The organism is Devosia sp. Root635 (assembly GCF_001427605.1).
In the GTDB taxonomy this organism is placed as follows: Bacteria; Pseudomonadota; Alphaproteobacteria; order Rhizobiales; family Devosiaceae; genus Devosia.
Map to the genome: position 1 here is coordinate 21,703 of NZ_LMGZ01000004.1, position 25,635 is coordinate 47,337.

The 25,635-nt window shown below is 64.8% G+C and carries 22 protein-coding genes; 12 read left to right on the forward strand and 10 right to left on the reverse strand.

Annotation, left to right across the window (positions count from 1 at the left end; genetic code table 11):
• Positions 1 to 2: 2 nt before the first annotated feature.
• The 7 genes from ASD80_RS03300 to ASD80_RS03330 form a co-directional block, all read right to left on the reverse strand.
• Positions 3 to 1,271 (reverse strand): efflux RND transporter periplasmic adaptor subunit, encoded by a 1,269-nt coding sequence (locus ASD80_RS03300; RefSeq protein ID WP_056228949.1) that lies wholly within the window; start codon positions 1,269 to 1,271, stop codon positions 3 to 5.
• 15 nt (positions 1,272 to 1,286) lie between these two features.
• Entirely contained in the window at positions 1,287 to 1,835 is a 549-nt protein-coding gene (locus tag ASD80_RS03305) for a PadR family transcriptional regulator (RefSeq protein ID WP_056228950.1), read from the reverse strand.
• Positions 1,836 to 1,966: 131 nt separating this feature from the next.
• The gene (gene cysQ / locus ASD80_RS03310; RefSeq protein WP_244488929.1) at positions 1,967 to 2,797 is read right to left on the reverse strand and encodes a 3'(2'),5'-bisphosphate nucleotidase CysQ; all 831 of its coding nucleotides are present in this window, start codon (positions 2,795 to 2,797) and stop codon (positions 1,967 to 1,969) included.
• 1 nt (position 2,798) lies between these two features.
• Complete coding sequence (nadC, locus tag ASD80_RS03315) at positions 2,799 to 3,671, reverse strand: carboxylating nicotinate-nucleotide diphosphorylase (protein ID WP_056228953.1); 873 nt, start codon at positions 3,669 to 3,671, stop codon at positions 2,799 to 2,801.
• A 278-nt stretch (positions 3,672 to 3,949) separates the two neighbouring features.
• Positions 3,950 to 5,221 carry an AGE family epimerase/isomerase gene (locus ASD80_RS03320; protein ID WP_056228956.1) on the reverse strand — a complete coding sequence of 424 codons (1,272 nt, stop codon included), beginning with the start codon at positions 5,219 to 5,221 and terminating at the stop codon, positions 3,950 to 3,952.
• Positions 5,222 to 5,374: 153 nt separating this feature from the next.
• On the reverse strand, positions 5,375 to 6,325 hold the full coding sequence (locus ASD80_RS03325) for a class 1 fructose-bisphosphatase (RefSeq protein ID WP_056228961.1): 951 nt from the start codon (positions 6,323 to 6,325) through the stop codon (positions 5,375 to 5,377).
• 248 nt (positions 6,326 to 6,573) lie between these two features.
• On the reverse strand, positions 6,574 to 11,253 hold the full coding sequence (locus tag ASD80_RS03330) for an NAD-glutamate dehydrogenase (RefSeq protein ID WP_056228964.1): 4,680 nt from the start codon (positions 11,251 to 11,253) through the stop codon (positions 6,574 to 6,576).
• Between the two features lie 305 nt (positions 11,254 to 11,558).
• Between ASD80_RS03330 and ASD80_RS03335 the strand changes: the two genes are divergently transcribed.
• Entirely contained in the window at positions 11,559 to 12,587 is a 1,029-nt protein-coding gene (locus ASD80_RS03335) for a sulfate ABC transporter substrate-binding protein (protein ID WP_056228966.1), read from the forward strand.
• A 150-nt stretch (positions 12,588 to 12,737) separates the two neighbouring features.
• Here ASD80_RS03335 and ASD80_RS03340 read toward each other — a convergent pair whose 3' ends face one another.
• The 3 genes from ASD80_RS03340 to ASD80_RS03350 form a co-directional block, all read right to left on the reverse strand.
• Entirely contained in the window at positions 12,738 to 13,022 is a 285-nt protein-coding gene (locus ASD80_RS03340) for a DUF6894 family protein (protein WP_056228969.1), read from the reverse strand.
• A 90-nt stretch (positions 13,023 to 13,112) separates the two neighbouring features.
• Positions 13,113 to 13,664, reverse strand: a complete 552-nt coding sequence (locus tag ASD80_RS03345) for a flavin reductase family protein (protein WP_156460310.1) — start codon at positions 13,662 to 13,664, stop codon at positions 13,113 to 13,115.
• 167 nt (positions 13,665 to 13,831) lie between these two features.
• Complete coding sequence (locus tag ASD80_RS03350) at positions 13,832 to 14,434, reverse strand: superoxide dismutase (RefSeq protein WP_056228974.1); 603 nt, start codon at positions 14,432 to 14,434, stop codon at positions 13,832 to 13,834.
• Between the two features lie 193 nt (positions 14,435 to 14,627).
• On the opposite strand from ASD80_RS03350, the gene ASD80_RS03355 reads away from it, so the two are divergent.
• From ASD80_RS03355 to ASD80_RS03405, 11 genes are all read left to right on the forward strand, one after another.
• The gene (locus ASD80_RS03355) at positions 14,628 to 15,230 is read left to right on the forward strand and encodes a helix-turn-helix transcriptional regulator (RefSeq protein ID WP_200950219.1); all 603 of its coding nucleotides are present in this window, start codon (positions 14,628 to 14,630) and stop codon (positions 15,228 to 15,230) included.
• Positions 15,227 to 15,718: a group III truncated hemoglobin gene (locus ASD80_RS03360; RefSeq protein ID WP_056228977.1), complete on the forward strand. Its 492-nt coding sequence runs from the start codon at positions 15,227 to 15,229 to the stop codon at positions 15,716 to 15,718. Before ASD80_RS03355 ends, ASD80_RS03360 begins: the two co-directional genes overlap by 4 nt.
• A 315-nt stretch (positions 15,719 to 16,033) precedes the next feature.
• Positions 16,034 to 16,903 carry a sulfate ABC transporter permease subunit CysT gene (gene cysT, locus ASD80_RS03365; protein WP_056228980.1) on the forward strand — a complete coding sequence of 290 codons (870 nt, stop codon included), beginning with the start codon at positions 16,034 to 16,036 and terminating at the stop codon, positions 16,901 to 16,903.
• A complete protein-coding gene (cysW, locus tag ASD80_RS03370; protein WP_056228983.1) occupies positions 16,887 to 17,765 on the forward strand; it encodes a sulfate ABC transporter permease subunit CysW in 879 nt (292 codons plus the stop codon). Before cysT ends, cysW begins: the two co-directional genes overlap by 17 nt.
• A gap of 15 nt (positions 17,766 to 17,780) precedes the next feature.
• Complete coding sequence (locus tag ASD80_RS03375) at positions 17,781 to 18,818, forward strand: sulfate/molybdate ABC transporter ATP-binding protein (protein ID WP_056228985.1); 1,038 nt, start codon at positions 17,781 to 17,783, stop codon at positions 18,816 to 18,818.
• Positions 18,819 to 18,960: 142 nt separating this feature from the next.
• Entirely contained in the window at positions 18,961 to 20,583 is a 1,623-nt protein-coding gene (locus ASD80_RS03380; RefSeq protein ID WP_156460311.1) for a sensor domain-containing diguanylate cyclase, read from the forward strand.
• Positions 20,580 to 21,071 carry a GAF domain-containing protein gene (locus tag ASD80_RS03385; RefSeq protein ID WP_056228991.1) on the forward strand — a complete coding sequence of 164 codons (492 nt, stop codon included), beginning with the start codon at positions 20,580 to 20,582 and terminating at the stop codon, positions 21,069 to 21,071. Before ASD80_RS03380 ends, ASD80_RS03385 begins: the two co-directional genes overlap by 4 nt.
• Before the next feature lie 255 nt (positions 21,072 to 21,326).
• Positions 21,327 to 22,256, forward strand: a complete 930-nt coding sequence (locus tag ASD80_RS03390) for an ABC transporter permease (RefSeq protein ID WP_056228993.1) — start codon at positions 21,327 to 21,329, stop codon at positions 22,254 to 22,256.
• Positions 22,253 to 23,425, forward strand: coding sequence for an ABC transporter permease (locus ASD80_RS03395; protein WP_056228996.1), 1,173 nt, complete (start codon positions 22,253 to 22,255; stop codon positions 23,423 to 23,425). The genes ASD80_RS03390 and ASD80_RS03395 overlap by 4 nt, the downstream gene beginning before the upstream one ends.
• Positions 23,422 to 24,411, forward strand: coding sequence for an ABC transporter ATP-binding protein (locus ASD80_RS03400; protein ID WP_056228999.1), 990 nt, complete (start codon positions 23,422 to 23,424; stop codon positions 24,409 to 24,411). Before ASD80_RS03395 ends, ASD80_RS03400 begins: the two co-directional genes overlap by 4 nt.
• A 205-nt stretch (positions 24,412 to 24,616) precedes the next feature.
• The gene (locus ASD80_RS03405) at positions 24,617 to 25,606 is read left to right on the forward strand and encodes an ABC transporter ATP-binding protein (protein WP_056229002.1); all 990 of its coding nucleotides are present in this window, start codon (positions 24,617 to 24,619) and stop codon (positions 25,604 to 25,606) included.
• Positions 25,607 to 25,635: the final 29 nt, after the last annotated feature.

Consider the following 25,635-nt stretch of genomic DNA (forward strand, 5'->3'; position numbering starts at 1 on the left):
GATCAGACGCTTTCTTCGCTAGCGGTGGGAGCTTCGGCTGCCGTGGCATCCACGGCCTGGCCGGCGGTGACGTTTTCCTGTCCGACAGTGATGACGTCGGCGCTGAGCGGCAGGCCGGTGACCCAAACGCCCTCGCGGGTATCGCTGACGATGGTGATCGCATGGAAGGCCACAACGCCATTCTCGACCGTGCGGACACCCAGCGTGCCTTCATCGTCCAGTGTCAGCACGGACTGCGGCAACAGGTGGCCCGGAGCTGTGCCCAAGGTCACGGTGGCTTCGGCGGTCACGCCGTCGCGGATCGACAGGTCTTCGTTGGCGAATTCGATCTCGACCGGGAAGGAGCGCGTCGCATTGTCCGCAACTGCGGAAATGAACGTCACCTTGCCGTTCACCTTGGCGCCGGGGACGGTGGTGATGACGGCGTCGAGGCCGAGCTTGGCGAGCCCGATACGCGCCTCCGGCACCTGGCCGAGGAAGAGCATCGGGTTGAGCTGGACGATGGTGGCGCAGGGCTGGCCCTGGCCAAGCAAGGCTCCCGCGGTCGCCAGGGGATCCTGCACGACGCCGGCGACCTTGGCCTTGATTTCGGTGCGGGCCAGTTCGGCCTCGGCATTATCGAGTCCGGCCTGGGACGATGACAAAGCTGCCTTGGCGCCGCTCAGCGCAACCTCGAGGTCGCGCGCGGTGTTCGGCGCCGCCAGGCCCTTGGCCCGCAGTTCCGCATTGGTGTCGAAATTGGCCTGGGCCTGCTGCAGGCCGGCTTCGGCCTGGGCCAGGCCGGCACGGGCCTGCGCCACGGCGGCAGCGCGCGTGCCCTGGTCGAGCGTGCAGAGCAGGTCGCCCGCTTCCACCGCCTGGCCCTTGGTCACATGCACCACGTCGACGATGCCGGCGGTTTCCGCCACGGCCCCGACGGTGGCCTTGGCCTGCGTGCGGCCACGCAGCGGCACATCGATCTTCATCGGCTGTGCCACATAAGTCACCGTCTGTACGGTCGGCCGGGGTGACGATGCGCCGCTTTCCGCCTCGTTGCGCTGGGCAACGGTCAGGTGCGGATCGGTGGCGGGATGCGGGTGCTCGGCGAGAACGCCGGCCTCGGCCAGCGTGGTGTGAAGCGGCCCGTCTTCCTGGCCTTCGATGACCGAGATGATCGGCTTTTCGCCGTTGCCGGGGCCTTGACCGCCGACAACCAGTGTACCCGTTGCCAGCCAGCCGCCGATCCCGAGCAGGATCAGCAAGGCTACGCCATAGGAAAGCAGTGCACGCATAGAGAATTCGCCCCTTTACTCAGCCGCGTCTTTTTTCGGCTCGGCTCGCGCCAAAGTGATCAGTTCGTGCATATGGGAGCGCATGTGCCGTTCGGCAACCTCCATCATCGCACGACCGTAATTGATGACCCATGTGTCACCCGCATTGCTGGTGCGTTCGGCGAACGCTTCCTCCAGCTTGCTGTGACCCTCTATGGTCCGTTGCAGGAATTCGTTGGCCCTTGTTTCCACCAATTCGCGCGGCAGGATATGCGCGAAGCGGGCAAACAGCAGGAACGGGCTGCGGAAAACGTCGTCACCAAGCGGGCCCGCCAGTTCCTCGGCAAAGGCCAGCCGGCCTGCTTCGGTGATGGAATAGACCTTCTTGGCCGGCTTGCCGGTCTGCTGTTCGGTCCGGCTGATGACCAGGCCCTCGTCCTCGAGCTTGGCGAGGGCAGGGTAGATCGAGCCGAAGCTCGCTTCGATGAAGTACGAGCATTCGCCTTCGACGCAAAGCCGCCGGATTTCATATCCGGTCGCTTCGCCCTCGTAGAGGATCGATAGACAAAGGGTTCTGACGTTCATGCGCTGACTCCGCCGGGCCATATGCCGGGCCGATATATGCCGGTCCTGTATAGGTTCGGCGTGAATCGCGCAAGTTGACAGCCCCCACAGATCGGGCAGAGCAGTTAAGATCAGGTTGCATGGCTTGCCTGTCAGGCCAGCAATCGTGCCATTTCCGCAGCCGCCCGCTGCGCCAGTTCGGTACTTGATGCCGCCACGAAATACGGATTGAGGAAGCCGAGGTCGCCCTTGCCATAGCGCATGCGCCGGCCGTCCAGCGTCACGACCGCGCCCCCTGCCGCCTCCAGCACCGCCTGTCCGGCCGCCGTGTCCCACTCCGAAGTGGGGGTAAATCGCGGGTAGAGCTGGGCATCGCCGCGCGCCAGCAGGCAGAATTTCAGCGACGAACCGACCGACACATCGGCCTCCACATCCAGCGTCTCGCAGAGCGAAGCCAGCGCCGCATGGCCATGCGAGCGGCTCGCCACGATACGCAGCCGCGTCGCCGAAGCCACGGAAATCAAATGTTTTTCCTTGGCCGTTCCGCCCAGCGTGTCGCAGAACCAGGCGCCTGTCGCGTCGCCGATGAAGGTCTCGCCCGTCACCGGCGCCAGCACCACGCCCAATATGGGCACGCCATGTTCCACCAGCGCGATATTCACGGTGAACTCGCCATTGCGCTTGATGAACTCCTTGGTCCCATCCAGCGGGTCGACCACGAAGTAGCGATCGCCCAGCACCGGAATGATCCCGGCCGCAACGCTTTCTTCTCCGAGCACCGGAATGCCGGTCGGCTTGAGATACTCGAGGATCACCGCCTCCGCCGCCGCATCGGCTTCGGTCACCGGCGAACCATCGGCCTTGGCCACTGCGGCGATGGGTCGCGCATAAACATCGAGGATGACGCGCGCCGCCGCGATGGCGGCATCGAGCGCCAGCGCGGTCAGGTCCTGGTCGGTTGACGCCTGCATGGTGGCGGCCATTTCAGCGCTCCACCACCACATCGAGCCCCAAATCCAGCGGCTTGGCCGCCATCGTGATCTGGCTCGTCGAAATGTAATCCACCCCGGTCTCGCCGATCGAGCGCACCCGGTCCAGCTTCACCCCGCCCGACGCTTCCAGCTTGGCCCGCCCCGCATTGATCGCTACGGCCTGCCGCAGCAGTTCGTTGCTCATATTGTCGAGCAGCACCACGCGCGCCCCCGCTGCCAGCGCCTCTTCCAGCTCCGCCAGATCGGTGACCTCGATTTCTATGGCCACCAGATGTCCGGCAAAGGCCTCGGCTGCCTGATAGGCCGCTGTCACGCTGCCGGCCACGGCGATATGGTTGTCCTTGATCAGGATGGCGTCATCTAGCGCATAGCGATGGTTGGCCCCGCCGCCACAGCGCACCGCATATTTCTCGAACGCCCGCAGGCCCGGCGTGGTCTTGCGCGTATCGCAGATTTGCGCGCCTGTGCCGGCCACCGCATCCGCATAGTCCCGCGTCAACGTAGCGATGCCGCTCAGGTGATTGAGGAAGTTCAGCGCCACCCGCTCGGCCGACATGACCAGCCGGGCAGGGCCGGTCACCGTGGCCACGAGTCCCCCCGCCGCAATCCTGTCGCCATCGGCCACCTTGGCCTCAAATGTCACGCCATCGCCCACCAGTCGGAACGCCGCCGCTGCCAGCTCCAGTCCCGCGATCACCCCCGGCTCCCGCGCCGACAGGCTTGCCGTCGCCCGCGCCTCGGGCGTCAGCGTCGCCTGGCTGGTCAAATCCCCCGCCAGCCCCAGATCCTCCTCCAGCGCAGCAGCCACGGCGCGCTCGACGAGCAGGCGCGGCAATTGGGCAGGCAGGCGGTTGGATCGCGACATCGGCAGGCTCCATCATCTGTCGCTGCTCTACGCGTGGCGGCCATTGATGACAACCCGCCACGCCACCTCAATCCGGGAAGCGTTGACTTTGGACGCATAAAGCCGGCCTACCCCTCTCCCCTCGTGGGAGAGGGGGCTGCGTCTTCCCATGCTTCAATATCGCGGGTAGCTCAGCACCCCCTCATCCGCCCTTCGGGCACCTTCTCCCACGAGGGGAGAAGGGAACGCGGCATTCGTCCCAAGAGCGGAGCTTCCCTCGCCCCAATGTTTCGGGCGCGTCACACCAGATGCTTGCTCGTATGGTCCGCCTCGATGATCCCCTTGGTCAGGCTCCCCGTCGTCGGATAAAGCGGGATCAGGCAGGCCTGCAGCGCGTGATAGATGTCGGGCTTGCCCACGAACAGCCGCGATGTCGGCGTCAGGTCTTCCCTCAGCTCGCTGAGCCAGCCGCCATTCTTGTGGTCGATGACGTGGTTCTCGGCATAGTCCCACAGCCTGCGATACCAGACCTGGAAATAATCCTCGTTGTCGAAGGCCGAAATATAGGCCGCGGCGCCGATAGCCTCGCTCACCGGCCACCACAGCTTCTCGCGCATGATCGGCTGGTTGTCCCAGTCCAGCGTGTAGAAGAAACCGCCATGCACCTTGTCCCAGCCCAGATCGATGGACTGCTGGAACAGCGCCCGCGCCGCGCCGGTCATCCAGCTCAGCCGCTTGTCGCCCAGCACCCACAGTTGATACAGCAGCCGCGCCCATTCCAGCCAGTGCCCCGGCGTCGTGCCCGAGGGGCGGAACATCTCGTTGCCCTCGTAATTCTTGTCGAGCACCCAGTGCGCGTCGAAATGCTCGGCCACCCGATGCCCCAGCGGCACCGCGTTCTTGAGGATGATCAGCTCCGCGATCCGTTCGGCCTTGGCCAGGTAGTCGCGATTGCCCGTCGCCTCGAAGGCCGCCATCAGCGCCTCGGTCATGTGCATGTTCGCATTCTGCCCGCGATAGGGCAGGAGCTGGGACCAGTCCTGGTTGTATTCGTCGCGCACCGTCCCGGTCTTGTCGTCCCAGAACCGCGCATTGATGACTTCGGTGACGTCGGCCAGCATCTCTTTGGCCAGAGGATGCCCCACCAGGCTGGCGCTCGACGCCGCCAGCAGCACGAAAGCATGGCCATAGGCCTGCTTGGCCCCATTGGTCACCCCGGCATCGTCGAGGCTCCACACATAGCCGCCCCGGCGTGCATCGCGGTGCTTGTCCCAGACATAACGCATGCCATGATCGACGATCTCGTCCGATCCCGGCCGCCCGATCAGGCTGCCGATCACCGCGCAATGCACCATCCGCGTGGTGACGTGGATTTGCCGGTTCGCATTGTCGGCATCGAGCGGATTGCCCTCATCATCGAGTTCGAAGAACCCGCCCTTCGGATTCATCGACGGCGCCTCGAAGAAGTCGAACAGGTTATTGGTCTGCCGCATCAGATACTGCCGGTGAAACGGCCGGTTCGGCCACGGGCTCGAATTGGTCTTGGGCAGCGTCAGCTTGGCGTCGGTCATGATAACTCCCGGCCGGCAATGTCACGCACCGGCTCCTCATAAGTCGAGCTATAGCGGGGGTTTAGCAACGTTGCAATTCTGGTGCCATGCACCATGCTTCCCACCCACAATCGCCTCCCGCGGATCAAGTCCGCGGGGAGCGACGGAGTTTAGTCAGACTTTCGCGTACCACCCCTCCACCCGCTCGACTTCTTCCGCCGATCCCAAAATCACCGGCACCCGCTGGTGAATTCCCGTCGGCACCAGATCCAGTATCCGCTCCCGCCCGGTCGTCGATTTCCCGCCCGCCGCTTCCACCAGCAGTGCCATCGGATTGGCCTCATACAGCAGCCGCAGCCGCCCGCCTTTGCTCACCGTCTCGCTGTCGAGCGGATACAGGAAAATACCGCCTCGCATCAAAATCCGGTGGATATCCGCCACCATCGAGCCGACCCAGCGCATATTGTAGCGCTTGCCCATCGGCCCGGTTTCCCCCGCGACATTCTCGGCCACATAGCCCTTCGTCGCGTCGTCCCAGAACCGCTCCCGCGCCGTATTGATCGCATACTCCCCCGACCCCGGCGCCACCGACACCCGCTCCTGCGTCAGCACGAACGTCCCGCTGCCATCCAGCGTGAACACCGAGGTCGAAGCCCCGAAACTCAGCACCAGGCTCGTCGCCGGCCCATAGGCCGCATACCCCGCCGCCAATTGCGCATTGCCCTTCTGCAGCAGGCCCTTGCCCGCATCCAGCACCGAAAAAATCGTGCCCACAGTGACGTTTACGTCGAGATTTGAAGACCCGTCCAACGGGTCTGTCGCCACCATGAACCCGCCCTGATTCTCGATGTGAACCGCTTCATCCAGCTCTTCCGACACCAGAATCGAAACCTCGGAATTTTGCCCTATGTGATTCAAAACAATGTCGTTTGAGATCACGTCGAGCGCCTTCTGCGCCTCCCCTTGCACATTGGTCGCCCCAGCCAGCCCCGTCTGCCCCGCAATCGGCGCCAGCCGCAGCACAGTGGCAATCTCCGCACTCGCATCAGCCATGGTGGCAACCACCGAGGCAAGCTTTTGGTCGACAGGCTGTGCAGCAAGCCATTGGGCGAGGGTGGTGGTCATGGGCGCTCTCGGTGCAGGGGAGGGATACCCTTAGTGTTGTCATGCGCGCCCTCGGCACAAGACCAACTTTCGCATCCCCCTCATCCGCCCTTCGGGCACCTTCTCCCACGAGGGGAGAAGGGAACTCGGTGGCACCCCACGAGTGGCGCGCCACCCCTCGCCCCTTGTGGGAGAGGGTGATTTTTGCGGCGTTCAGCCGGAAAAATCGGGTGAGGGGGGGCCGCGCCATCCCATGCTCGGTTGCCCCCTCACCCCTCCTGCGCCAGATCCGCCAGCAACCCAGCCGCCACGCTCAGCCGCGATACGGTCAATTCCCCCTGCGTCAGCTCCGCCACAGCCGCAGCCGTTCGCGCAATACCCGGCCGGGCCGCCCACCCGGCCAGCCCGCTCTCGCTCTTGAGCACGTCGGCCGTCAGGTCGCGCTGCGCCCGCATCAAATTGGCCAGCGCCCGGTCCAGCGCCATGCGGTCGAACCGGTCGCTGAGCAGGATTTCGCGGCCCTGTTCGATCACCGGCCACAGCGTAAACGTCGCGAACACGCCGAAGAACGCCGCCGCCCCGTCGGCCACCGAAACGCCCGACCGCTCGCTGACCAGTACGATATCGCTGGCATAGCTTAGCACCGGCAATTCGGCGATCCGCCGCGCCAATGCTTCGGGCACACCCTGTTCGGCCAGTTCCACCACGCGCATGGCAATGCCTTCGGCCAGCGAAGCGGGCAGGGTACTGTTCAGCATCACCCGCAGCGTCGCGACGCCCGTCGCATGCCGCTCCACCAGCCCGGACAATCCCTGCGTCACGTCCGCGTTCCGCAGGAACCACAGGCTTTCCTGCCCCAGCAGGTCCATCACCTCGGCATAGAGCCCGAGCTGCACTGCCCCGGTCACCTTGCCATCCAGGGCGTCGATCGCGGTATTGAGTTCGCTCAGCCCATAGACGTCGCGCGTCGCCGCATAGGCCAGGGCCACTTCGCCCGGGCTGGCGCTGGTCGCTGCCGTAAGCTCCGTGACAAAGGCCGGCCCGCCGCGATTGATCATCGCATTGGCCAGCACCGTAGCGATCACCTCGCGCTTCAGCCGATGTTGCGCCACGGCCTCGGGATAGGCCGTGTGCAGCGTCTCCGGAAAATAGCGGTAAAGCTCGCCCGCCAGATATTCAGCGTCGATGCTCTTGCCGTCCAGCAGGTCCGCATAAAGCGTCAGCTTGGCATAGGCCAGGATCACGGCCAGTTCCGGCCGCGTCAGCGCCTTGCCACCCGCCGCGCGAGCATCCAGCGCTGCATCGGTCGGCAAAAATTCCACCGCCCGGTCCAGCAATCCGCGCTCTTCCAGCCGCTCGATCAACTCGCGATGGTCAGGCAATTCGCCCAGCCCACTCCGCTCGGCCAGCGACAAAGCCAGCCCCTGCAGGTAGTTGTTGCGCAGGCACAGCGCCGCCACCTCGTCGGTCATCGTCACCAGGAAGTCGTTGCGCTTTTCGATCGCCAGCGATCCATCCGCCAGCTTCGGCGCCAGCGCGATCTTGATATTGACCTCGAGGTCGGACGAGTTCACCCCGGCCGAATTGTCGATGGCATCCGTGTTGATCCGTCCGCCCTTCAGCGCATATTCCACGCGCCCGCGCTGCGTCACGCCCAGATTGGCGCCTTCCCCCACCACCTTGGCCCGCACATCGCTGCCGGTGATGCGGATCGCGTCATTGGCCCGGTCGCCCACCTCGGCATTGGTTTCGAGGCTGGCGCGGATATAGGTCCCGATACCGCCGAACCATAAGAGGTCCACCTCGGCCTTGAGAATGGCGGTCATCACCTCGCCCGGCGTCGCGTGGTCCACGCTCAGCCCCAAGGCCGCCTGCATCTCCACGCTCAGCGGGATCGATTTGAGGCTCCGCGAAAATACGCCGCCACCGGCAGAGATCAGCCCCTTGTCATAGTCCTGCCAGCTCGAGCGGGGCAGGGCGAACAGCCTCTGCCGTTCCACCATGCTCGTCGTCGCGTCGGGATTGGGGTCGATGAAGATATCCCGGTGGTCGAAGGCCGCCACCAGCCGCGTCTGCGGCGACAGCATCATGCCGTTGCCGAACACGTCCCCGCTCATGTCGCCCACGCCAACCGCGGTGAACGGCTGCTTCTGGATATCGCGGTCCATCTCGCGGAAATGCCGCTTTACCGTCTCCCAGCCGCCCCGCGCCGTAATGCCCATTTCCTTATGGTCATAGCCGGCCGAGCCGCCCGAAGCGAAGGCGTCACCCAGCCAGAAGCCGCGCGCTATGGCAATCCCGTTCGCCGTGTCCGAAAAGCTCGCCGTGCCCTTGTCCGCTGCCACCACGAGATATGGATCATCCCCGTCCCGCCGCACCACGTCCCTCGGCGGCACCACTTCGCCATTGACCAGGTTATCGGTCACGTCGAGCAGCGCTCCGATGAAGATCGTATAGGCTGCCGTGCCCTCCGCCTGGAACGCCTCGCGCGCCATCCCCGGCACCAGTCGCTTGGGCGCAAAGCCGCCCTTGGCGCCCACCGGCACGATCACCGCATTCTTGACCTGCTGTGCCTTGACCAGCCCCAGCACTTCGGTCCGGAAATCCTCCGGCCGGTCCGACCAGCGGATGCCGCCGCGTGCAATGGCGCCAAAGCGCAGATGCACGCCTTCCACGCGCGGCGAATAGACCGAGATTTCCCGATACGGCCGTGGCGCGGCCATGCCGTCCACCTTGGCGCTGTCGAACTTGATCGCCAGCGCCGGCATCCGTCCGCCTTCCGCATCCCGCTGGAACGCATTGGTCCGCACCGATGCTTCCACCAGGTTCAGGAAGCGTCGGATGATCGTATCCTCGTCCAGCGACGCCATGGCATCCAGCGCTGCCGCAATCCGTTGCCGTGCCGTCTCTGCAGCAGCTTCCCGGCTGGCCTCCGCGGGGTCATGCAACGCTTTGAACAGGGCCACCAGCGCCGCGGCCGCCGCGGCCTGCTTCACCAGCACCGCCGCTATATAGCGCTGGGAATAGGATGTCCCCACCTGCCGCAGGTAGCGTGACAAGGCCCGCAGCAAAGCCGCATCGGTCCAGGCCAGCGCCGTCCGGCTGACCAGCGTATTGAGCTGGTCGCTCTCGGCCAGCCCGTCCCACACCGCCAATAGCCCCGCTTCGACCGCCGCGCCGCGCGCCGCATCGAAGCTCGCGCCGTCGGCCGGCGCCAGCACCATGTCGTGCAGATACCGCTCCACACCATCGCGCGGCACCACCGTATAGGTCCGCTCGTCGATCACCCGGAACCCGAAGGCTTCCAGCATCGGCACCCGGTCGCTCAGTGGAATAGCGCTTTCCCGATGGTAGAATTTGAGCCCCAGCGCCCCATCGGCGCCCTTGCGCTCGCGCAGACGGATCGCCACGCCCGCGCCATCGCCCAGCCCGCGTAAAACGGCAATATCCTCATGCGCGTCTGCCGCCGAATTGCGCGACTGATACGCCGCCGAAAAGGCCGCGCGATAATCGCTGATCGTGCCAGGGTCCGCCGCCGTGGCCGCCAGCATGTCGCCGAAATTGGATGTCAGCGCATCCACCCGCGCTTCGAGTTCCGCCCGGCTTGGCTGCGGCGTCGGTCCCGCCACCCGCCCGATGATCACATGTAGCCGCACCAGTTCCCCCTCGGGGAAATGCGGATAATAGGCGGAGATACGCCCGTCATAGGCCTGCGCCAGATAGCGCGTGATGCGGGCCCGCGCTTCCCCGTCATAACGGTCGCGCGGCACATAAACGAGAATGGAAACGAAATTGTCGAACCGGTCGATGCGCGGCAACACCCGCACCCGCGGCCGGTCATAAAGCCCGGCAATCGCCCCGGCGAATTCGAACAATTGCTCGGTGCCGATCTGGAACAATTCGTCACGCGGATAGGAATCCAGCGCGCTCAGCAGCGTCCGCCCGTCATGCCCCAGCGGGTCGACACCCGACTTGCGCATCACCTCGGCAATCTTGCGCCTTATGATCGGCACATCGGTATGCGGCGTTGCCTGCGCCTGCGCGGTGAACAGGCCCACAATGCGCAATTCTCCCAGCGCCTTGCCGCCCTCGCCAAACAGCTTGATGCCGACATAGTCCATATGCGCGCGCCGATGCACCCGCGCCCGCACATTGGCCTTGGTCACCAGCAGTGGCTCGTCCGAACCCATGAAAGCGCTGTGTTGCGGCGTCGTTTCCACGAAATTGGGCCCGCTGCGCAAAACGCGCACGTCAGCGTCCCGTAAAATCCCCAACCCGCTTCCCGCCACTGGCTCCAGTCCGTCGCCACCGAGTCGATATTCGCGCATGCCCAGGAAAGTGAAATTGTGCTCGATCAGCCAGTCGAGGAAGCGCAGCGGCTCGTCCTTGCCCGAAGCCGGGCTCCGCTCCAGCGCGCCGATGGCCTGCTGCAGCCGGTCCAGCATCGGCTGCCAGTCGCGCACCGCCTGCGTCACCTCGGCCATCGTGGCCTCGATTTCCGCGGTCAGTGCATCCACATCGGCCACCGGGTCGCTATGAATATGCAGCACGCTCAGAGCCTGCCCGCTGGCCTCACTCACCGCGCCGCCTTCCATGCGCACCACCGGGTGGGTGAACATGCGCACCGTGCCGCCTGCCGCCCGCAAGGCCGCCAGCGCACTGTCCACGATGAAGGGCATGTCCGGCGAAATGATATCGAGCACCAGCGGGTCGCCCGATTTCTGCGGCAGCGTCGCCGTCAGGCGGCTGTTGTCACCGGTATAGGCCAGCAACTGCGCGTAAGAATGCCGCAACGCCGCCTCGAACTGCTCCGGCTTCTGGCGCCCCAGATCCTCGCTGTCCGTCGCCAGGACTGCAGCCTTGAAGAACCCGGCAAAGCCCGCATCCTCCCGCGCCAACACCCCAGCCCGATCCAGCAGCGCCGGACGGTTCGATTGCCCCACATCCATTCATCGACTCCCCAACTCGCCTTGCCACTCTAGCAGCCTGCCCGCCCCTGTCTGCCATCCCTTCGCACAATAGCCACGCTCCGCAATGCCTCGGTGACATCACGCGCAAAATTAGCGCTTCGGTCATACTCTGGAATGAATTTGCGCAATAATGCGTGCCGGACCCCTCTCGATGGTCCTTTTCTCGATCCTGCTACGAATGCAGCAAAATGTTTTCTCCGCGCCGCGATTGGCGCGAGTGACCGCCTTGCGATACACTACTTGTCTGGTAGTCTTTTAATCATTCGATCTCATCGGAGACAGAGATGAAGAACACACCGAAATTGCTTGCCTATGCCGCTCTTGCCGCGTCCCTGACCTTTGGCTTTGCGGTAACGGCGCATGGTCAGGACCGCACGCTGATCAATGTCAGCTACGATCCCACCCGCGAACTCTATCAGCAGTTCAACCAGGCCTTCGTTGCCCATTGGCAGGAAACCACTGGCGAAACCGTCGCCGTCCAGGTGACCCATGGCGGCTCCGGCGCCCAGGCGCGCACCGTCATCGATGGCCTCGAGGCCGACGTGGTCACCCTGGCGCTGGAATCCGACATCAACGCCATTTCCGATGCCGATCCCACCCTGATCACGGCCGATTGGCGCGGCACGCTCGAAAACAACAACGCCCCCTATACCTCGACCATCGTCTTCCTGGTCCGCAAGGGTAATCCCAAGGGTCTCGCCGATTGGGGCGATCTGATCCAGGACGGCGTTGAAGTCATCACGCCAAATCCCAAGACTTCGGGTGGCGCCCGCTGGAACCTGCTCGCCGCCTGGGCCTGGGCCAAGGCACAGCCCGGCGGCTCCGACGAAACCGCCCAGGCTTTCGTCACCGAGCTCTACAAGCACGTCCCCGTGCTCGATACGGGCGCCCGTGGCTCCACCACCACTTTCGTCCAGCGTGGCATCGGCGATGTCCTGCTCGCCTGGGAAAACGAGGCCTATCTGGCGCTCAACGAGCTCGGCCCCGACGCCTTCGACATCGTCACCCCCTCCATCTCGATCCTGGCCGAGCCCCCGGTCGCTCTGGTGACCGGAAATGCCGAGAAAAAGGGCAATACCGACCTGGCCCAGGCCTATCTCGAATATCTCTATTCCCCCGAAGGGCAGGCCATCGCCGCTGCCAACTACTACCGCCCCTTCAAGCCCGAACTGGCCAACCCAGATGATGTCGCCCGCTTCGGCGCGGTCAACCTCGTCACCATCGACGATTTCGGCGGCTGGCGCGAAGCCCAGCCCCACTTCTTCGGCGACGGCGGCATCTTCGACCAGATCTACACCGGCGCCCCACAATAAGCGCCAGACGCCAACGCCGGCCCTCGAGGCCGGCGTTTTTTCATGCCACGCCCTCGTGGTTCGAGGCGCTGAAGAAGCGCACCTCACCATGAGGGCTGATGATGCATCGAGTTCCCAGTAGCCCTCATGGTGAGGTGCGAGCTATCCGCCCTAATGCACCGTCGTCGGCGGCATCTCGGCAATTTCTTCCCCGTCGCTGCCCACCTTCGGTCCCGCCCAGAACACCAGATACAGCAGCTCTTCCCCTGCTGCGTCGGTGATCTCGATCGACCGCGGTATCCGCGTATCCCCGCCCGTGCTCGCCGCGTGTTCCACAATCGCCTTGGCCAAAGCCGCCGCATTGTGCTCGGCCGCTTCCAGGTCGGGCAGTTCGCTGCCGTCAGCGTCGCGGATCAGTTCGTCATCGGTGCGATAGTGAAAATAGAACCGGGGCATAAGGGCCTCCCTCGACGGAGGAAACGCCAAAGCAGGCAGCGAGTTGCCGGCACGGCGCAATCGATTTCGAGCTTGGCAGCTTCGCGCCGCTCAGTCGAGCCCGCCGACGCCATGATACCCATGCCGCTGCCACAGCAGCGGCGAGCGTCCCGTCGTCGTTTCCGCCTCGATGACCGCTCCGGCAAACAGCACATGGGTTCCCGTCTCGATCGCGCCGATCACATCGCAATCGAGCGCCGTCACCGCCCCCAGCAACATCGGATGCCCCGAGGGCCACTGGCTCCAGCGCCCGGCATTGAAGCGCTCTTCGGGCGCCACCCGCCCGGCAAAGGCATCGGCCACTGCGGCTTGGTCATCCGCCAGCAGCGTCAGGGAAAAGCCCGCCGTCTTGGCGATCAGGTCGGCCAGCCGGCTCATGATGTCGATGGAAATCAGGACGGTCGGCGGGTTCATCGACAGCGACAGCATGGACGTCACCGTCCGCCCGATCCGCTCGTCGCCGCGCCGCGCCGTCACCACGCTCACGGTCGTCGCCATGCCCGACATGGCGGAACGAAACTCGGCATTGCTCACCAGCGGTTGCCGGGGCGGACGCAGGCGCATGGCGTCGGGCAGGTCGAAATCGGCCATAACTATATTCACGATTCTTCTCGACGTGCGCTTGTTCTACCCAACGGGCTATTCCCGAGAAAGCGGAACCTCTGTTTTGGCTCTGGTTTGCCCAGGGCACATTCAATATCGCCGTGTCACTCCCGCGCAGGCGGGAATCCATACGTTTCGTCGGATTCCCGCCTGCGTAGCAGCGCCACCTAGCCCAAATTCGCTTCGGCGAATTCATAATTCGCCAGCTTGTCGAGGAAATTGCTCACATAATCCGGCCGCCGATTGCGGAAATCGACGTAATAGCTGTGCTCCCACACATCGAGCCCCAGCAGCGGCTTGCCCTCGCCAGTGGCCAGCGGATTGGAGCCATTGGCCGTCTTGGTCACCTTGAGCTTACCGTCCGTCCCCAGCACCAGCCAGGCCCAGCCCGAGCCGAACTGCGTCGTCGCAGCGGTCTTGAACTGCTCCTTGAAGGCCTCGACCGAGCCGAAATCGCCTGCGATCTTGCTTTCCAGCTTGCCGGGCAGGGCGCCACCCTTGGGCGACAGGGCATTCCAGAAGTGGATGTGGTTCCAGTGCTGCCCGGCATTGTTGAACACCGGCGCCAGGTCGGCCTTGCCGTTGGCGAAAGCGATGATCTCCTCCAGCGACTTGCCGGCGAGGTCCGCATTCTTCTCCACGAACCCGTTGAGCGCGGTTACATAGGCCTGGTGATGCTTGTCGTGATGCAGTTCCAGCGTCTCCTGGCTCATGCCGCGCTCGGCCAGGGCAGCATGGGCATAGGGCAGGGCGGGAAGTTCAAAAGCCATTTTCGGTTCCTTTCGCTGGGAGGGATGCGACAACTCCGGCGCTTGCATTCCGCCGTGTCGCCGTTTATTCCAAGTGATGACTTTGAAAACCGCTGGCGCCAATATGTCAAGCCACAACTTGGAAAATGTTGCCTCACGCGACACCGCCGAAAGCGTGAGCTGGTCGCCGCGCAGCCCCGCCGAGCGGGTGCTGATGGCGCTCAAGATGCACGGCGCGCTGTCCGCCGCCACCTTGGGCAGCAAGCTCGGCACCACCGGCGAGGCCGCGCGCCAGCAACTGGCGCGTCTCGCCGAGGAAGGCCTCGTCGTGGCCAGCAGCGAAGCCAGGGGGGTAGGGCGCCCCACCCAGAGCTGGAGCCTCACGCCTGCTGCCCAGTCGCGTTTTCCCGATACCCATGCCGCGCTCACCGTGCAACTGCTCGGCATCGTCAAGGAGTCGCTGGGCGAAGCAGCCCTCGATACCCTGATTTCCATCCGCGAAGCCGAAACCCGCGCCGCCTACGAGACCGAACTGGCCGACCGCACCAGCCTGCGCGACAAGGTCGCCGGCCTGGCCGACCTGCGCTCCGCCGAAGGCTATATGGCCGATTGGCGCGAGGAGCCCGACGGCTCCCTCACCCTCATCGAAAATCACTGCCCCATCTGCGCCGCCGCCACCGCCTGCCAGGGCTTCTGCCGCGCCGAACTCGACGTCTTCCGCTCGGTCCTCGGCCCCGGCGCCCAGGTCGAGCGGAACGAACATATCGTCAATGGCGGCCGCCGCTGCAGCTACGCCATCCGCGAGGCCGACGCATGAGCGACGATAATGCCCGTCCGCCCGCAGGCACCCGCCACCAGCGCGTCGGCTGGGAAACGCCCGAAGGCCTCGACGAAGCCATGATCCGCGCGGTGGTCGACAGTTTTTACGCCGATGTGCGCCGCGATCCCCTGATCGGCCCCATCTTCAACCGCATCATCGCCCCCGAAGCCTGGCCGCATCACCTCGATCTCATCGCCGATTTCTGGAGCTCCATGCTGCTGGGCACCGGCCGCTATGGTGGCCGCCCCATGCCCAAGCACATGGCCATTCCCGAACTGGCCGACCCGCATTTCATGCGCTGGCTGGCTTTGTTCCGCCGCACCGTGGAAAGCCTCTGCCCGCCCGACATCGCCGCGCTGTTCATCGAGCGCTCCGAGCGCATCGGCAATTCCTTCCGCATGAACATCGCCATGCGCCGCGGTGAAGACATCACCGCCATGGCCCCCCTCCAGCGTGAAACCCCGGTGTGGACCCCGCCGAAATAACATTGGTCCCAATTGCCTCATCAACCTCGATGTCATCCCGGCCTTGAGCCGGGATCCATCCTGAGATGCCTCCACGGGCATGATTTGAAGATGGGCCCCGCGCACCATTATTCTCCCCATCCGCCAATCCGCCGCCCCAAACCCCGCCGAAATCTTCCCAGCCCCGCCATTCTGGAAATTTTTTCTCTCCCCATTTAACCAAACGCCATTGCTGAACCTTGAGAAACTCGACTGGGACGATAGAGTTATCGTCGCCGAACCGGGTTGAGAGGTCGACATGAACTGCGCCGAATCTGCCGCATTCAGGGCTGCCGCTTGAGCGCCGCCGTTTCGCCTGCGCCACGTCGCGGCTGGAGTTTCCGCCGGCCCAGCGTCATTCCCGGCTTCGGGTTGACGCTCGGCTTCACGCTGACCTATTTCTCGCTGGTCATCCTCATCCCGCTGCTCGCTCTGGCCATCCGCTCCGCCGGCCTCGGCCCCGAGGGCTTCTGGAAAGCCGCCACCGATCCGCGCGTGCTCGGTTCGCTCCGCGTCAGCTTCGTCACCGCGCTCATCGCCGCCGGCGTCAATGTCGTCTTCGGCACGCTGATCGCCTGGGTGCTGGTGCGCTACCGCTTCCCCGGCCGCCGCATTTTCGACGCCATCATCGATCTGCCCTTTGCCCTGCCGACAGCAGTCGCCGGCATCGCCCTCACCGCCATCTATGCCCCCAACGGCACGATCGGCGCGCTCTTCGCACCCTTGGGTTGGCGCATCGCCTATACGCCATCAGGCATAGTCATCGCCATGATCTTCATCGGCCTGCCCTTCGTCGTCCGCACCATCCAGCCCATCCTCGAAGAGGTGAGCCACGAGGTCGAGGAAGCCAGCGCCACCCTCGGCGCCAGTCGCTTCCAGACCATCACCCGCATTATCCTGCCCAGCCTGACGCCGGCCATTCTCACCGGCTTCGCCCTGGCCTTCGCCCGCGGTGTCGGCGAATACGGTTCCATCATCTTCATCGCCGGCAACATCCCCTTCGTGTCCGAGATCGCCCCGCTGCTGATCTATATCCGCCTGCAGGAATTCAACTATGTCGGCGCCACAGTCATCGCCACGGTCATGCTGCTGCTGTCCTTCGCGTTGCTGTTCATCATCAACCTGATCCAGGCCTGGTCGCGCCGGAGGTATGGCTATGGCAACTAAGCTGCGCGCGCGCAGACACCGCCGCGTCTCGCCCACCAGCGAAAGCCGCCCCGTTCAGTGGCTGCTGATCGGCATCGCCCTGGCCTTCATGGCCGTGATCCTGCTGCTGCCGCTCTATGCGGTGTTCCATGAGGCCCTCATCAAGGGCATCGGCGCCTTCTTCGCCGCCCTGGGCGAAAAGGATGCGCAGGCCGCCATCCGCCTCACTCTGCTGGTTGCCGCTATCGCCGTGCCGCTCAATGTCGTCTTCGGTCTTGCCGCCTCCTGGGCCATCGCCAAGTTCGAATTCAAGGGCAAGGCCTTCCTCATCACCCTGATCGACCTGCCATTCTCGGTCTCCCCAGTGATTTCCGGCCTCGTCTATGTGCTGCTGTTCGGCGCCGGGAGCTTCCTTGGCCCCTGGCTCAAATCCTACGGCATCGAAGTGCTCTTCGCCCTTCCGGGCATCGTGCTGGCCACCATTTTCGTCACCTTCCCCTTCGTCGCCCGCGAGCTTATCCCCCTGATGCAGGATCAGGGCACCGGCGACGAGGAAGCCGCGCTGTCGCTCGGCGCCAATGGCTGGCAGACCTTCTGGCGTGTGACGCTCCCCAATATCAAATGGGGCCTGCTCTACGGCGTGCTGCTGTGCAATGCCCGCGCCATGGGCGAATTCGGCGCTGTCGCCGTGGTCTCGGGCAAGATCCGCGGCCAGACCACCACCATGCCCCTGCAGGTGGAAATGCTCTACAATGAATATAATGCCGCGGCGGCCTTCGCCCTGGCGTCGCTGCTGGCCTTGCTCGCCTTGGTCACGCTGGTACTCAAGACTGCTCTGGAATGGCGTTTCGGCGACGAAATCGCCGCTGCCGCCAAACACTGATAGGATTAGGTGTCTATGGAAGTTCGCGTTCAGAACGTGCGCAAGGAATTCGACCGGTTTCCGGCTTTGCACGATGTCTCGCTCGATATTCGCTCGGGCGAACTGATCGCGCTGCTCGGCCCCTCCGGCTCGGGCAAGACCACTTTGCTGCGCCTTATTGCCGGCCTCGAAATGCCCACCCAGGGCAAGATATTCTTCGGTGATACCGACGCATCGGAAAAGAGTGTGCAGGAGCGCAATATCGGCTTTGTGTTCCAGCACTATGCCCTGTTCCGCCACATGACGATCCTCGAAAACATCTCCTTCGGCCTCAAGGTGCGCCCGCGCTCCACCCGCCCGCCCAATAGCGAAATCCGCCGCCGCGCCATGGAACTGCTCGATCTCGTCCAGCTCTCCGGCCTCGAAAAGCGCTATCCCAGCCAGCTTTCCGGCGGCCAGCGCCAGCGCGTCGCCTTGGCCCGTGCCCTCGCCATCGAGCCGGCCGTGCTGCTGCTCGACGAGCCCTTCGGCGCGCTCGACGCCCAGGTGCGCCGCGAGTTGCGCAAATGGCTGCGCGAAATCCATGACCGCACCGGCCACACCACCGTTTTCGTCACCCATGACCAGGAAGAAGCCCTCGAACTCTCCGACCGCCTCTGCGTCATGAGCCAGGGCAGGATCGAGCAGGTCGGCACCCCCGACACCGTCTACGATCACCCCACCTCGCCCTTCGTCTTCGGCTTCATCGGCGAATCCAGCACTCTCCCGGTCACTGTCGAAAACGGCGAACTCTGGGTCGGCGGCCGCGCCATCGGCCTGCCCGCCGGCGATGCCGGTCCGGGCGAGGCCCGCCTGTTCTTCCGCCCGCATGATGTCGACCTGATCGAGGCCGATGCCTCCCTCGCCGGCGTCGTCAGCACTGCGCGCCGCGTCGGCGGCACGCGCCGGGTCGAACTCGAAATCGGCGGCGCCGGCCACCTCGTCGAGGTCGATCTCCCCTTCGACCATCCCGCCGGCGAAAAAACCCGCCTCGCCTTCCGCCCCCGACGCTGGAAATTGTTCCCCGCGGGCTAGCGTCAGCCGGATATATCGATTGCAGTGGCGGAAATCCGGTGCCGGCTAAGACCCGGCCCCGCCTGCAAAAATTCCTCGCATGTTAGTATTCTGGCGATGGAATTCGGCTATGCTGCGTCTCTCAATACATGAAGAGCGTCCAGTGTCAGAACCGGTTGCTGCCTTGGCTGATGGGTTTTCGCGCGGCACGCATCTGCTGCGTGCCGGTCTCTGCGATGAAGCCATGGTCGAATTCCGCGCCGTCTATGCCGCTGCCGAAGCCACGGATACCGTCGACCTGATGGCCGCCTGTCTCTGTGAAATGGCCTGGTGCTGCTTCAAGCTGGGCCAGCTCGAACAGGGCCTGGAATGTGCCATGGGCGCCGTCTGGCTGCGCGAGCGGCAGGACGACAAGGTCGAGCTCGCCCGCGCCGTGGCGGTCAAGGCCATCCTCTTTCTCGATCTGGGTTTCAGCGACGAGGCCTTCGATCTGGCCGAGCAGGCCGTCGACCTGGCCAGCGCCGGCGACGATTCCGCCGTGCTCGCCTTCGCTCTCAATGCCAAGGGCATCGTGCTGGCCGTCTGCCGCGAACTCGAAATGGGCATGGCGCTGATCGAGCGCGCGGTCTCTATCGCCGCCGACCAGGCCAACATCGCCGCCGAGGCTTACTACCTGCTCAATCTCGGCTTCTGCCACGCCAAGATCGCCGAGGAAGCCGACAAGTTCGGCGAGACGGAACGGGCCATCGGCGAGCGCGAAGCCGCCATCGACCTGACCGGCCAGGCCATTGAAAAAGCCGATGCCAGCGGCGATTACTGGAGCCTCCGCGTCGCCCTCGGCAATACAGCCGAAATGCTCGGGCTGCAGGGGCGTTACGACATGGCCCTGCAATATCTCGATCGCAGCGCCAAACTGCCCGGCGAACCCGGCCTCAGCCTGCGCATCCACTATCTCTATACTTTGGGCGACGTCCTGCTGCGCGCCGGCCAGCTCTCCAAGGCCCGCAGCGCCGTCACCGATGCGCTGGCCTTGGCCGATGAAAGCCACCAGGTCGATCATCAGGTCAATGCGGCCAACAAGCTCGCCACTATCCTCGAAGCCATCGGCGATACCGCCGCGGCGCTGGCGCTGCACAAGCGCTTCCACACCCTTTATGTGCTGCAATCGGGCGAAACCGCCCGCCGTCGCGCCCGCATCGAAGAAATCCGCGCCGAAACCCGGCAATTGCGCAGCCGCGCCGCCACCCTGGCCGATCAGGCCCTCAGCGATCCGCTGACCGGTATCGCCAACCGCCGCAGCTTCGACCAGATTCTCAACCGCCTTGCCGGCACGCCCCTCGCCCTCGCCATCGTTGATCTCGATCATTTCAAGGACGTCAACGACCGCTTCTCCCACATTGTCGGCGATGCGGTGCTGCAGCGCGTCGCCAGGGCGCTCGTCGCCCAGATCGGCCCCCACGGCCACGCCGCCCGCCTCGGCGGCGAGGAATTTGCGCTGGTCTTTCCCGATGCCCCCGAGGCCACCGCCGCCGCCTTCTGCGAGGGCATCCGCGCCGCCATCGGCGCCACCAACTGGTCCGATCTCACCCCCGGCCTCTTCGTCACCATCAGCATCGGCCTCGCCACCGGCGATGGCACCACGCCCTCGGGCGATCTGCTGCAAACCGCCGACAACCGCCTCTATATCGCCAAGGCCAATGGCCGCGACCGTGTCGTGTCATCCGATGCTCCGGTACTCGCCCCCATGGCGGCGATCCCGGGCGAACGCCGCCGCTGGCGCGCATGAGCGCCGCCTTCCGTGCCTTCGAGGAAAAGCTCGCCCGTTACGCCGATCCGGCCGAAACGGGCAGGGCGCTGCACGACCTCGCCGCCGCCATCATTCCCGCCCGCCTGTTCACCCTCACCGCCATCGACATGGCCGCCATGCAGGTCCGCCGCGTCTATTCCAGCCACCCCGATGTCTATCCACTGCTAGGCACCAAGCCCATCGTTCTGGATGACTGGTTCCGCGCCATGCAGGCCGAGCGCCGCATCACCGCCATCAACACCGCCGCCGGCATGGAAGGCGAATTCCCCGACCTGGCGCTGATCCGCGCCCTCGGCTGCAACAGCTCCCTTTCTATCCCCATAATGACCGGCAACGCCCTGCTCGGCACCATCAACGCCCTCGACACCGAAGGCAGCTACCCCGCCGCGATGCTGGAGCGCGCCGCCGACCTCATCATCCCGGCAACGGCAGTGTTCCTCATTCTGCGCGGTCATTTCGCGCCTTAGTGCCACGCCCTCGTGGTTCGAGGCTCGCGAAGGGCTCGCACCTCACCATGAGGGCTACTTTGAACTCAGCGCTAACAGTAGCCCTCATGGTGAGGCGGGAGCGTAGCGACCCTCGAACCACGAAGGCGTGCCACCTCACGCAAAATTCTCCCACAAACCCCGCTTGCGGTAAAAAAATTTCGGTGCTGGAATAGCCTGCATGACATTTACCGTCTGGCTCGTCCCGCCGGTTTCCTCACTTCGGGAAGCGCTGACATGCCCGCCTATATCCTCCAGCGCCTCGGCATGATGGCCATCACCCTCTGGGCCATCGTCACGCTGACCTTCTTTCTCATGCACGCCGTGCCCGGCGGCCCCTTCGTCTCCGAACGTATGCTGGCCCCCGAGATCGAGGCGGCCCTCAACGCCAAATACGGCCTCGACCAGCCCATATGGGCGCAATATCTCAGCTACCTGCGCGGCATCATCACGCTCGACCTCGGCCCCTCCTTCAAATATCCGGGCGTCTCCATCAACACCATGATCGCCACGGGCCTGCCGGTCACCCTGCGCACGGGCCTGCTGGCCGTCATCGCCGTGGTCGCCCTCGGCGTCCCCCTGGGCATCGTCGCCGCGCTCAACCGCAACAAGTGGCCCGATACCACGGTGATGCTCATCGCCACCATCGGCGTCGCCATCCCCTCCTATGTCATCGCCACCGTGACGCTCTACATCTTCGCCCTGCGCCTCGGCTGGGTGCCCACTTTCGGGCTCGATGACTGGCGCGGCTATATCCTGCCGGTCTTCGCGCTGTCCGGCTTCTGGATATCCTTCGTCGCCCGCCTCACGCGCTCCTCGCTGCTCGAAACCTTCGAGCAGGATTTCATGACCACCGCCCGCGCCAAGGGCCTGCGCCCCGGCCAGGTGCTGTTCAAGCACGGTCTGCGCAATTCGCTGATCCCGGTCGTCACCATCCTCGGCCCAGTCGTCGCCAATCTCATCACCGGCAGCTTCGTCATCGAGCAGATTTTCGCGCTGCCCGGCATCGGCCGCCAGTTCGTTCTCTCCATCACCAACCGCGACTATACCGCCATCATGGGCATCACCATCTTTTACGCCGCCGCCCTCATGGTGATGATCCTCATCGTCGACCTGCTCTATGCCGTGCTCGATCCGCGCATCAAGCTGACGAGCGCCGCCGCATGAGCGATATCGCGCCCGAAATGTGGGAAAAGCTCCCGCCCGCCGATGCCGCCGCGGTCGCCGCCGCGCCCAGCCTCACCTACTGGCAGGATGTCCGCCGCCGCCTTTGGGCCAACAAGCCGGCTGTTGTGAGCATCGCCTTCATCATCCTGCTGATCCTCGCCGCCGTTTTCGGGCCGCTGTTCAGCCCCTTCACCTATGCCGACCAGAACCTGCGCCTCGCCAATATCCCGCCGGCCTTCGAAACCTATGCGGTGCCATCAGGGCAGGGCACCACCACTCGCTTCTTCCTCAACGCCTCCAACTTCAATCTCTACGAGGTCGATGACACCGGCCACGTCCTCGGCCTGCTGCGTGGCGAGCGCAAGGACATGCTGAAAAAGTCCCAGGCCTTCATCTTCGGCGACACCACGCTCACCCTCGATTATTCCAGTCTTCCAGCCAAACTGGTCGCCGCCGATGGCGCCACCATCGCCCCCTCCGGCTGGTCATGGAACCGCACCTACCTGTTCGGCACCGACCAGCTCGGCCGCGACGTCCTTGTCCGCCAGCTCTACGGTGCCCGCATCTCGCTCACCGTCGCTTTCGTCGCCACCCTGGTCAATTTCTTCATCGGCATCTTCTATGGCGGCCTCGCCGGCTATATCGGCGGCAGGACCGACGCCATCATGATGCGGGTGGTGGAAATCATCGCCACCATCCCGCTGACGCTCTACGTCGTGCTGCTCATGGTTGTGTTCGATAGTGGCCTCTATTCCATCATCATCGCCATCGGCTCGGTGTTCTGGGTCGATATGGCCCGCATCGTCCGCGGCCAGATTCTCTCGCTCAAGAGCCAGGACTATGTCGCCGCCGCCCGTACCATGGGCGCCTCGACATCACGCATCCTCACCCGCCACCTGCTGCCCAATTCCATCGGTCCCATCATCGTCACCCTGACCATGCTGATCCCCTCGGCCATCTTCATCGAGAGCTTCATGAGCTTCATCGGCCTCGGCGTCACCCCGCCGCTGGCAAGCTGGGGCACGCTGACCTCAGAAGCCGTCGAAACCATGCGCGCCTATCCGCATCAGCTCTTCTTCCCCGCCGCCGCCATCAGCCTCACCATGTTCGCCTTCAATTTCCTCGGCGATGGCCTGCGCGACGCGCTCGATCCGAGGTTCCGCAAATGAATCCGGTCCTCTCTGTCCGCGATCTCAGGACCAGTTTCTTCACCCAGCGCGGCGAAGTCCAGGCCGTGCGCGGCGTCAGCTTCGATGTCCATCCCGGCGAAATCCTCGGCATTGTCGGGGAATCCGGCTCCGGCAAATCCATCACCGCCATGTCCATCCTGCGCCTGCTCAAACCCACCGGTCGCATCAAGGGCGGTTCGGCCCTGTTCGACGGCCAGAACCTGACCGAGCTTGCCGAGGCCGACCTGCGCGATATCAGGGGCAATCAGATCGGCATGATCTTCCAGGATCCCATGACCTCCCTCAATCCCACGCTGTCAGTGGGCGAACAGGTCATCGAAACCATCCTGCGCCACCGCAAGGCCAGCCGCGCCGAAGCGCGCGCCCGCGCCGTCGAGCTTTTCGAGCTGGTCCGCATCCCCTCCGCCGCCGAACGCCTCAAATCCTATCCGCACGAATTCTCCGGCGGCATGCGCCAGCGCGTCATGATCGCCATGGCCCTGGCCTGCGACCCGAAACTCCTCATCGCCGACGAACCCACCACCGCGCTCGACGTCACCATCCAGCGCCAGATCCTCGGCCTCCTCAAGGACTTGCAGCAGCGCCTCGGCATGGCCGTCATCCTCATCACCCACGATCTCGGCGTCATCGCCGAAGTCACCGACCGCATCGTCGTCATGTATGGCGGCCTGGTCATGGAAACCGCCCCCGTCCGCGACCTCTTCGCCCACCCGATGCACCCCTACACACAGGGCCTCCTCGCCTCCGTCCCCGACCTGCGCGACGACACCCACCGCCGCCTCACCCCCATCCCCGGCAGCCCGCCCGACATGGCCCACCCGCCATCCGGCTGCCCCTTCACCCCCCGCTGCCCCCACGCCATGCGCCAATGCGCGGCCGAATTGCCCCCCATTTTCGGGGAAGGGCAGGGCGCCAGATGCTGGCTGCATCATCCCGATGCGCCGAAGGTCGAGGTGGCAGCATGATCCGGTTGTTGCTGAGTTTTGAGCTCCTGCCCTCCCTCCCCCTTGAGGGGAGGGTAGCGAAGCTAGGGCCGAAGGGCCTTAGCGAAGCTGGGGAGGGGGTAGCTTCGTGGCCACTGAGGGACCCCCACCCTCGATCCCTCCCCTCAAGGGGGAGGGAGGCGATTGACCCGGAGCCTCTGCTGGCACGACATCCGGGGCAAAGCTCATGACCCAGCCGCTCCTCTCCATCCGCGCCCTCCACAAGCACTTCCACGTAGGCCGCAATCTTTTCGGCCCCAAACCAACCCTCCGCGCCGTCGATGGCGTCACCCTCGATATCTACCCCGGCGAAACCCTCGGCCTGGTCGGCGAATCCGGCTGCGGCAAGTCCACGCTCGCCCGCACCCTCATCCGCCTCCACCAGCCCACTTCCGGCGCCATCCACTTCGACGGCCGCGACATCGCCACGGCCCCCGAACGCGACCTCACCCCGTTCCGCCGCCGCGTGCAGATGATCTTCCAGGACCCCTATGCGTCCCTCAACACCCGCATGACCGTCCGTGACCTCATCGCCGAACCCCTCGAAATCGCCCGCATCGGCACCCCAGCCTCGCGCACCGCCAAAGTCCACGACCTGCTCGCCCGCGTCGGCCTCCACGCCGATCACGCCAACCGCTTCGCCCACGAATTTTCCGGCGGCCAGCGCCAGCGCATCGGCATCGCCCGCGCCATCGCGCTCGAACCCGATCTGGTCATCTGCGACGAACCCATTTCCGCCCTCGACGTCTCCGTCCAGGCCCAGGTAGTCAACATGCTGGAGGATTTGCAGGACCAGCTCGGCCTCACCTACCTCTTCATCACCCACGACCTCAGCATGGTCCGCCACATCTCCGACCGCATCGGCGTCATGTATCTCGGCAGGATCGTCGAGCTCGCCTCCAATACCGATCTCTACGCGCGCCCGAGCCACCCCTATACCCAGGCGCTCCTCGCCTCGATCCCGGTGCCCGATCCCACCGCGGCCCGGCCCACCGAACCCATGCGCGGCGAAATCCCCAGCCCGCTTCACATCCCCACCGGCTGCCGCTTCCGCACCCGCTGCCCCCTGGCCACCGACCTCTGCGCCAGCGTCGAACCCGACCTCAGAGACATCGGCAACGGCCACCTCGCCGCCTGCCACTATGCCGGTGATGCGCCGTCCCACGGGACGGCGTAAGCTGGCCGCGAGCGTACTGGCGGCAACAA

Coding starts and splice junctions, on each gene's coding strand:
- ASD80_RS03300 (WP_056228949.1), bottom strand. CDS start 1,271: ATGCGTGCACTGCTTTCCTATGGCGTAGCCTTGCTGATCCTGCTCGGG.
- ASD80_RS03305 (WP_056228950.1), bottom strand. CDS start 1,835: ATGAACGTCAGAACCCTTTGTCTATCGATCCTCTACGAGGGCGAAGCG.
- cysQ (WP_244488929.1), bottom strand. CDS start 2,797: ATGGCCGCCACCATGCAGGCGTCAACCGACCAGGACCTGACCGCGCTG.
- nadC (WP_056228953.1), bottom strand. CDS start 3,671: ATGTCGCGATCCAACCGCCTGCCTGCCCAATTGCCGCGCCTGCTCGTC.
- ASD80_RS03320 (WP_056228956.1), bottom strand. CDS start 5,221: ATGACCGACGCCAAGCTGACGCTGCCCAAGACCAATTCGAGCCCGTGG.
- ASD80_RS03325 (WP_056228961.1), bottom strand. CDS start 6,325: ATGACCACCACCCTCGCCCAATGGCTTGCTGCACAGCCTGTCGACCAA.
- ASD80_RS03330 (WP_056228964.1), bottom strand. CDS start 11,253: ATGGATGTGGGGCAATCGAACCGTCCGGCGCTGCTGGATCGGGCTGGG.
- ASD80_RS03335 (WP_056228966.1), top strand. CDS start 11,559: ATGAAGAACACACCGAAATTGCTTGCCTATGCCGCTCTTGCCGCGTCC.
- ASD80_RS03340 (WP_056228969.1), bottom strand. CDS start 13,022: ATGCCCCGGTTCTATTTTCACTATCGCACCGATGACGAACTGATCCGC.
- ASD80_RS03350 (WP_056228974.1), bottom strand. CDS start 14,434: ATGGCTTTTGAACTTCCCGCCCTGCCCTATGCCCATGCTGCCCTGGCC.
- ASD80_RS03355 (WP_200950219.1), top strand. CDS start 14,628: ATGGCGCTCAAGATGCACGGCGCGCTGTCCGCCGCCACCTTGGGCAGC.
- ASD80_RS03360 (WP_056228977.1), top strand. CDS start 15,227: ATGAGCGACGATAATGCCCGTCCGCCCGCAGGCACCCGCCACCAGCGC.
- cysW (WP_056228983.1), top strand. CDS start 16,887: ATGGCTATGGCAACTAAGCTGCGCGCGCGCAGACACCGCCGCGTCTCG.
- ASD80_RS03375 (WP_056228985.1), top strand. CDS start 17,781: ATGGAAGTTCGCGTTCAGAACGTGCGCAAGGAATTCGACCGGTTTCCG.
- ASD80_RS03385 (WP_056228991.1), top strand. CDS start 20,580: ATGAGCGCCGCCTTCCGTGCCTTCGAGGAAAAGCTCGCCCGTTACGCC.
- ASD80_RS03390 (WP_056228993.1), top strand. CDS start 21,327: ATGCCCGCCTATATCCTCCAGCGCCTCGGCATGATGGCCATCACCCTC.
- ASD80_RS03395 (WP_056228996.1), top strand. CDS start 22,253: ATGAGCGATATCGCGCCCGAAATGTGGGAAAAGCTCCCGCCCGCCGAT.
- ASD80_RS03400 (WP_056228999.1), top strand. CDS start 23,422: ATGAATCCGGTCCTCTCTGTCCGCGATCTCAGGACCAGTTTCTTCACC.
- ASD80_RS03405 (WP_056229002.1), top strand. CDS start 24,617: ATGACCCAGCCGCTCCTCTCCATCCGCGCCCTCCACAAGCACTTCCAC.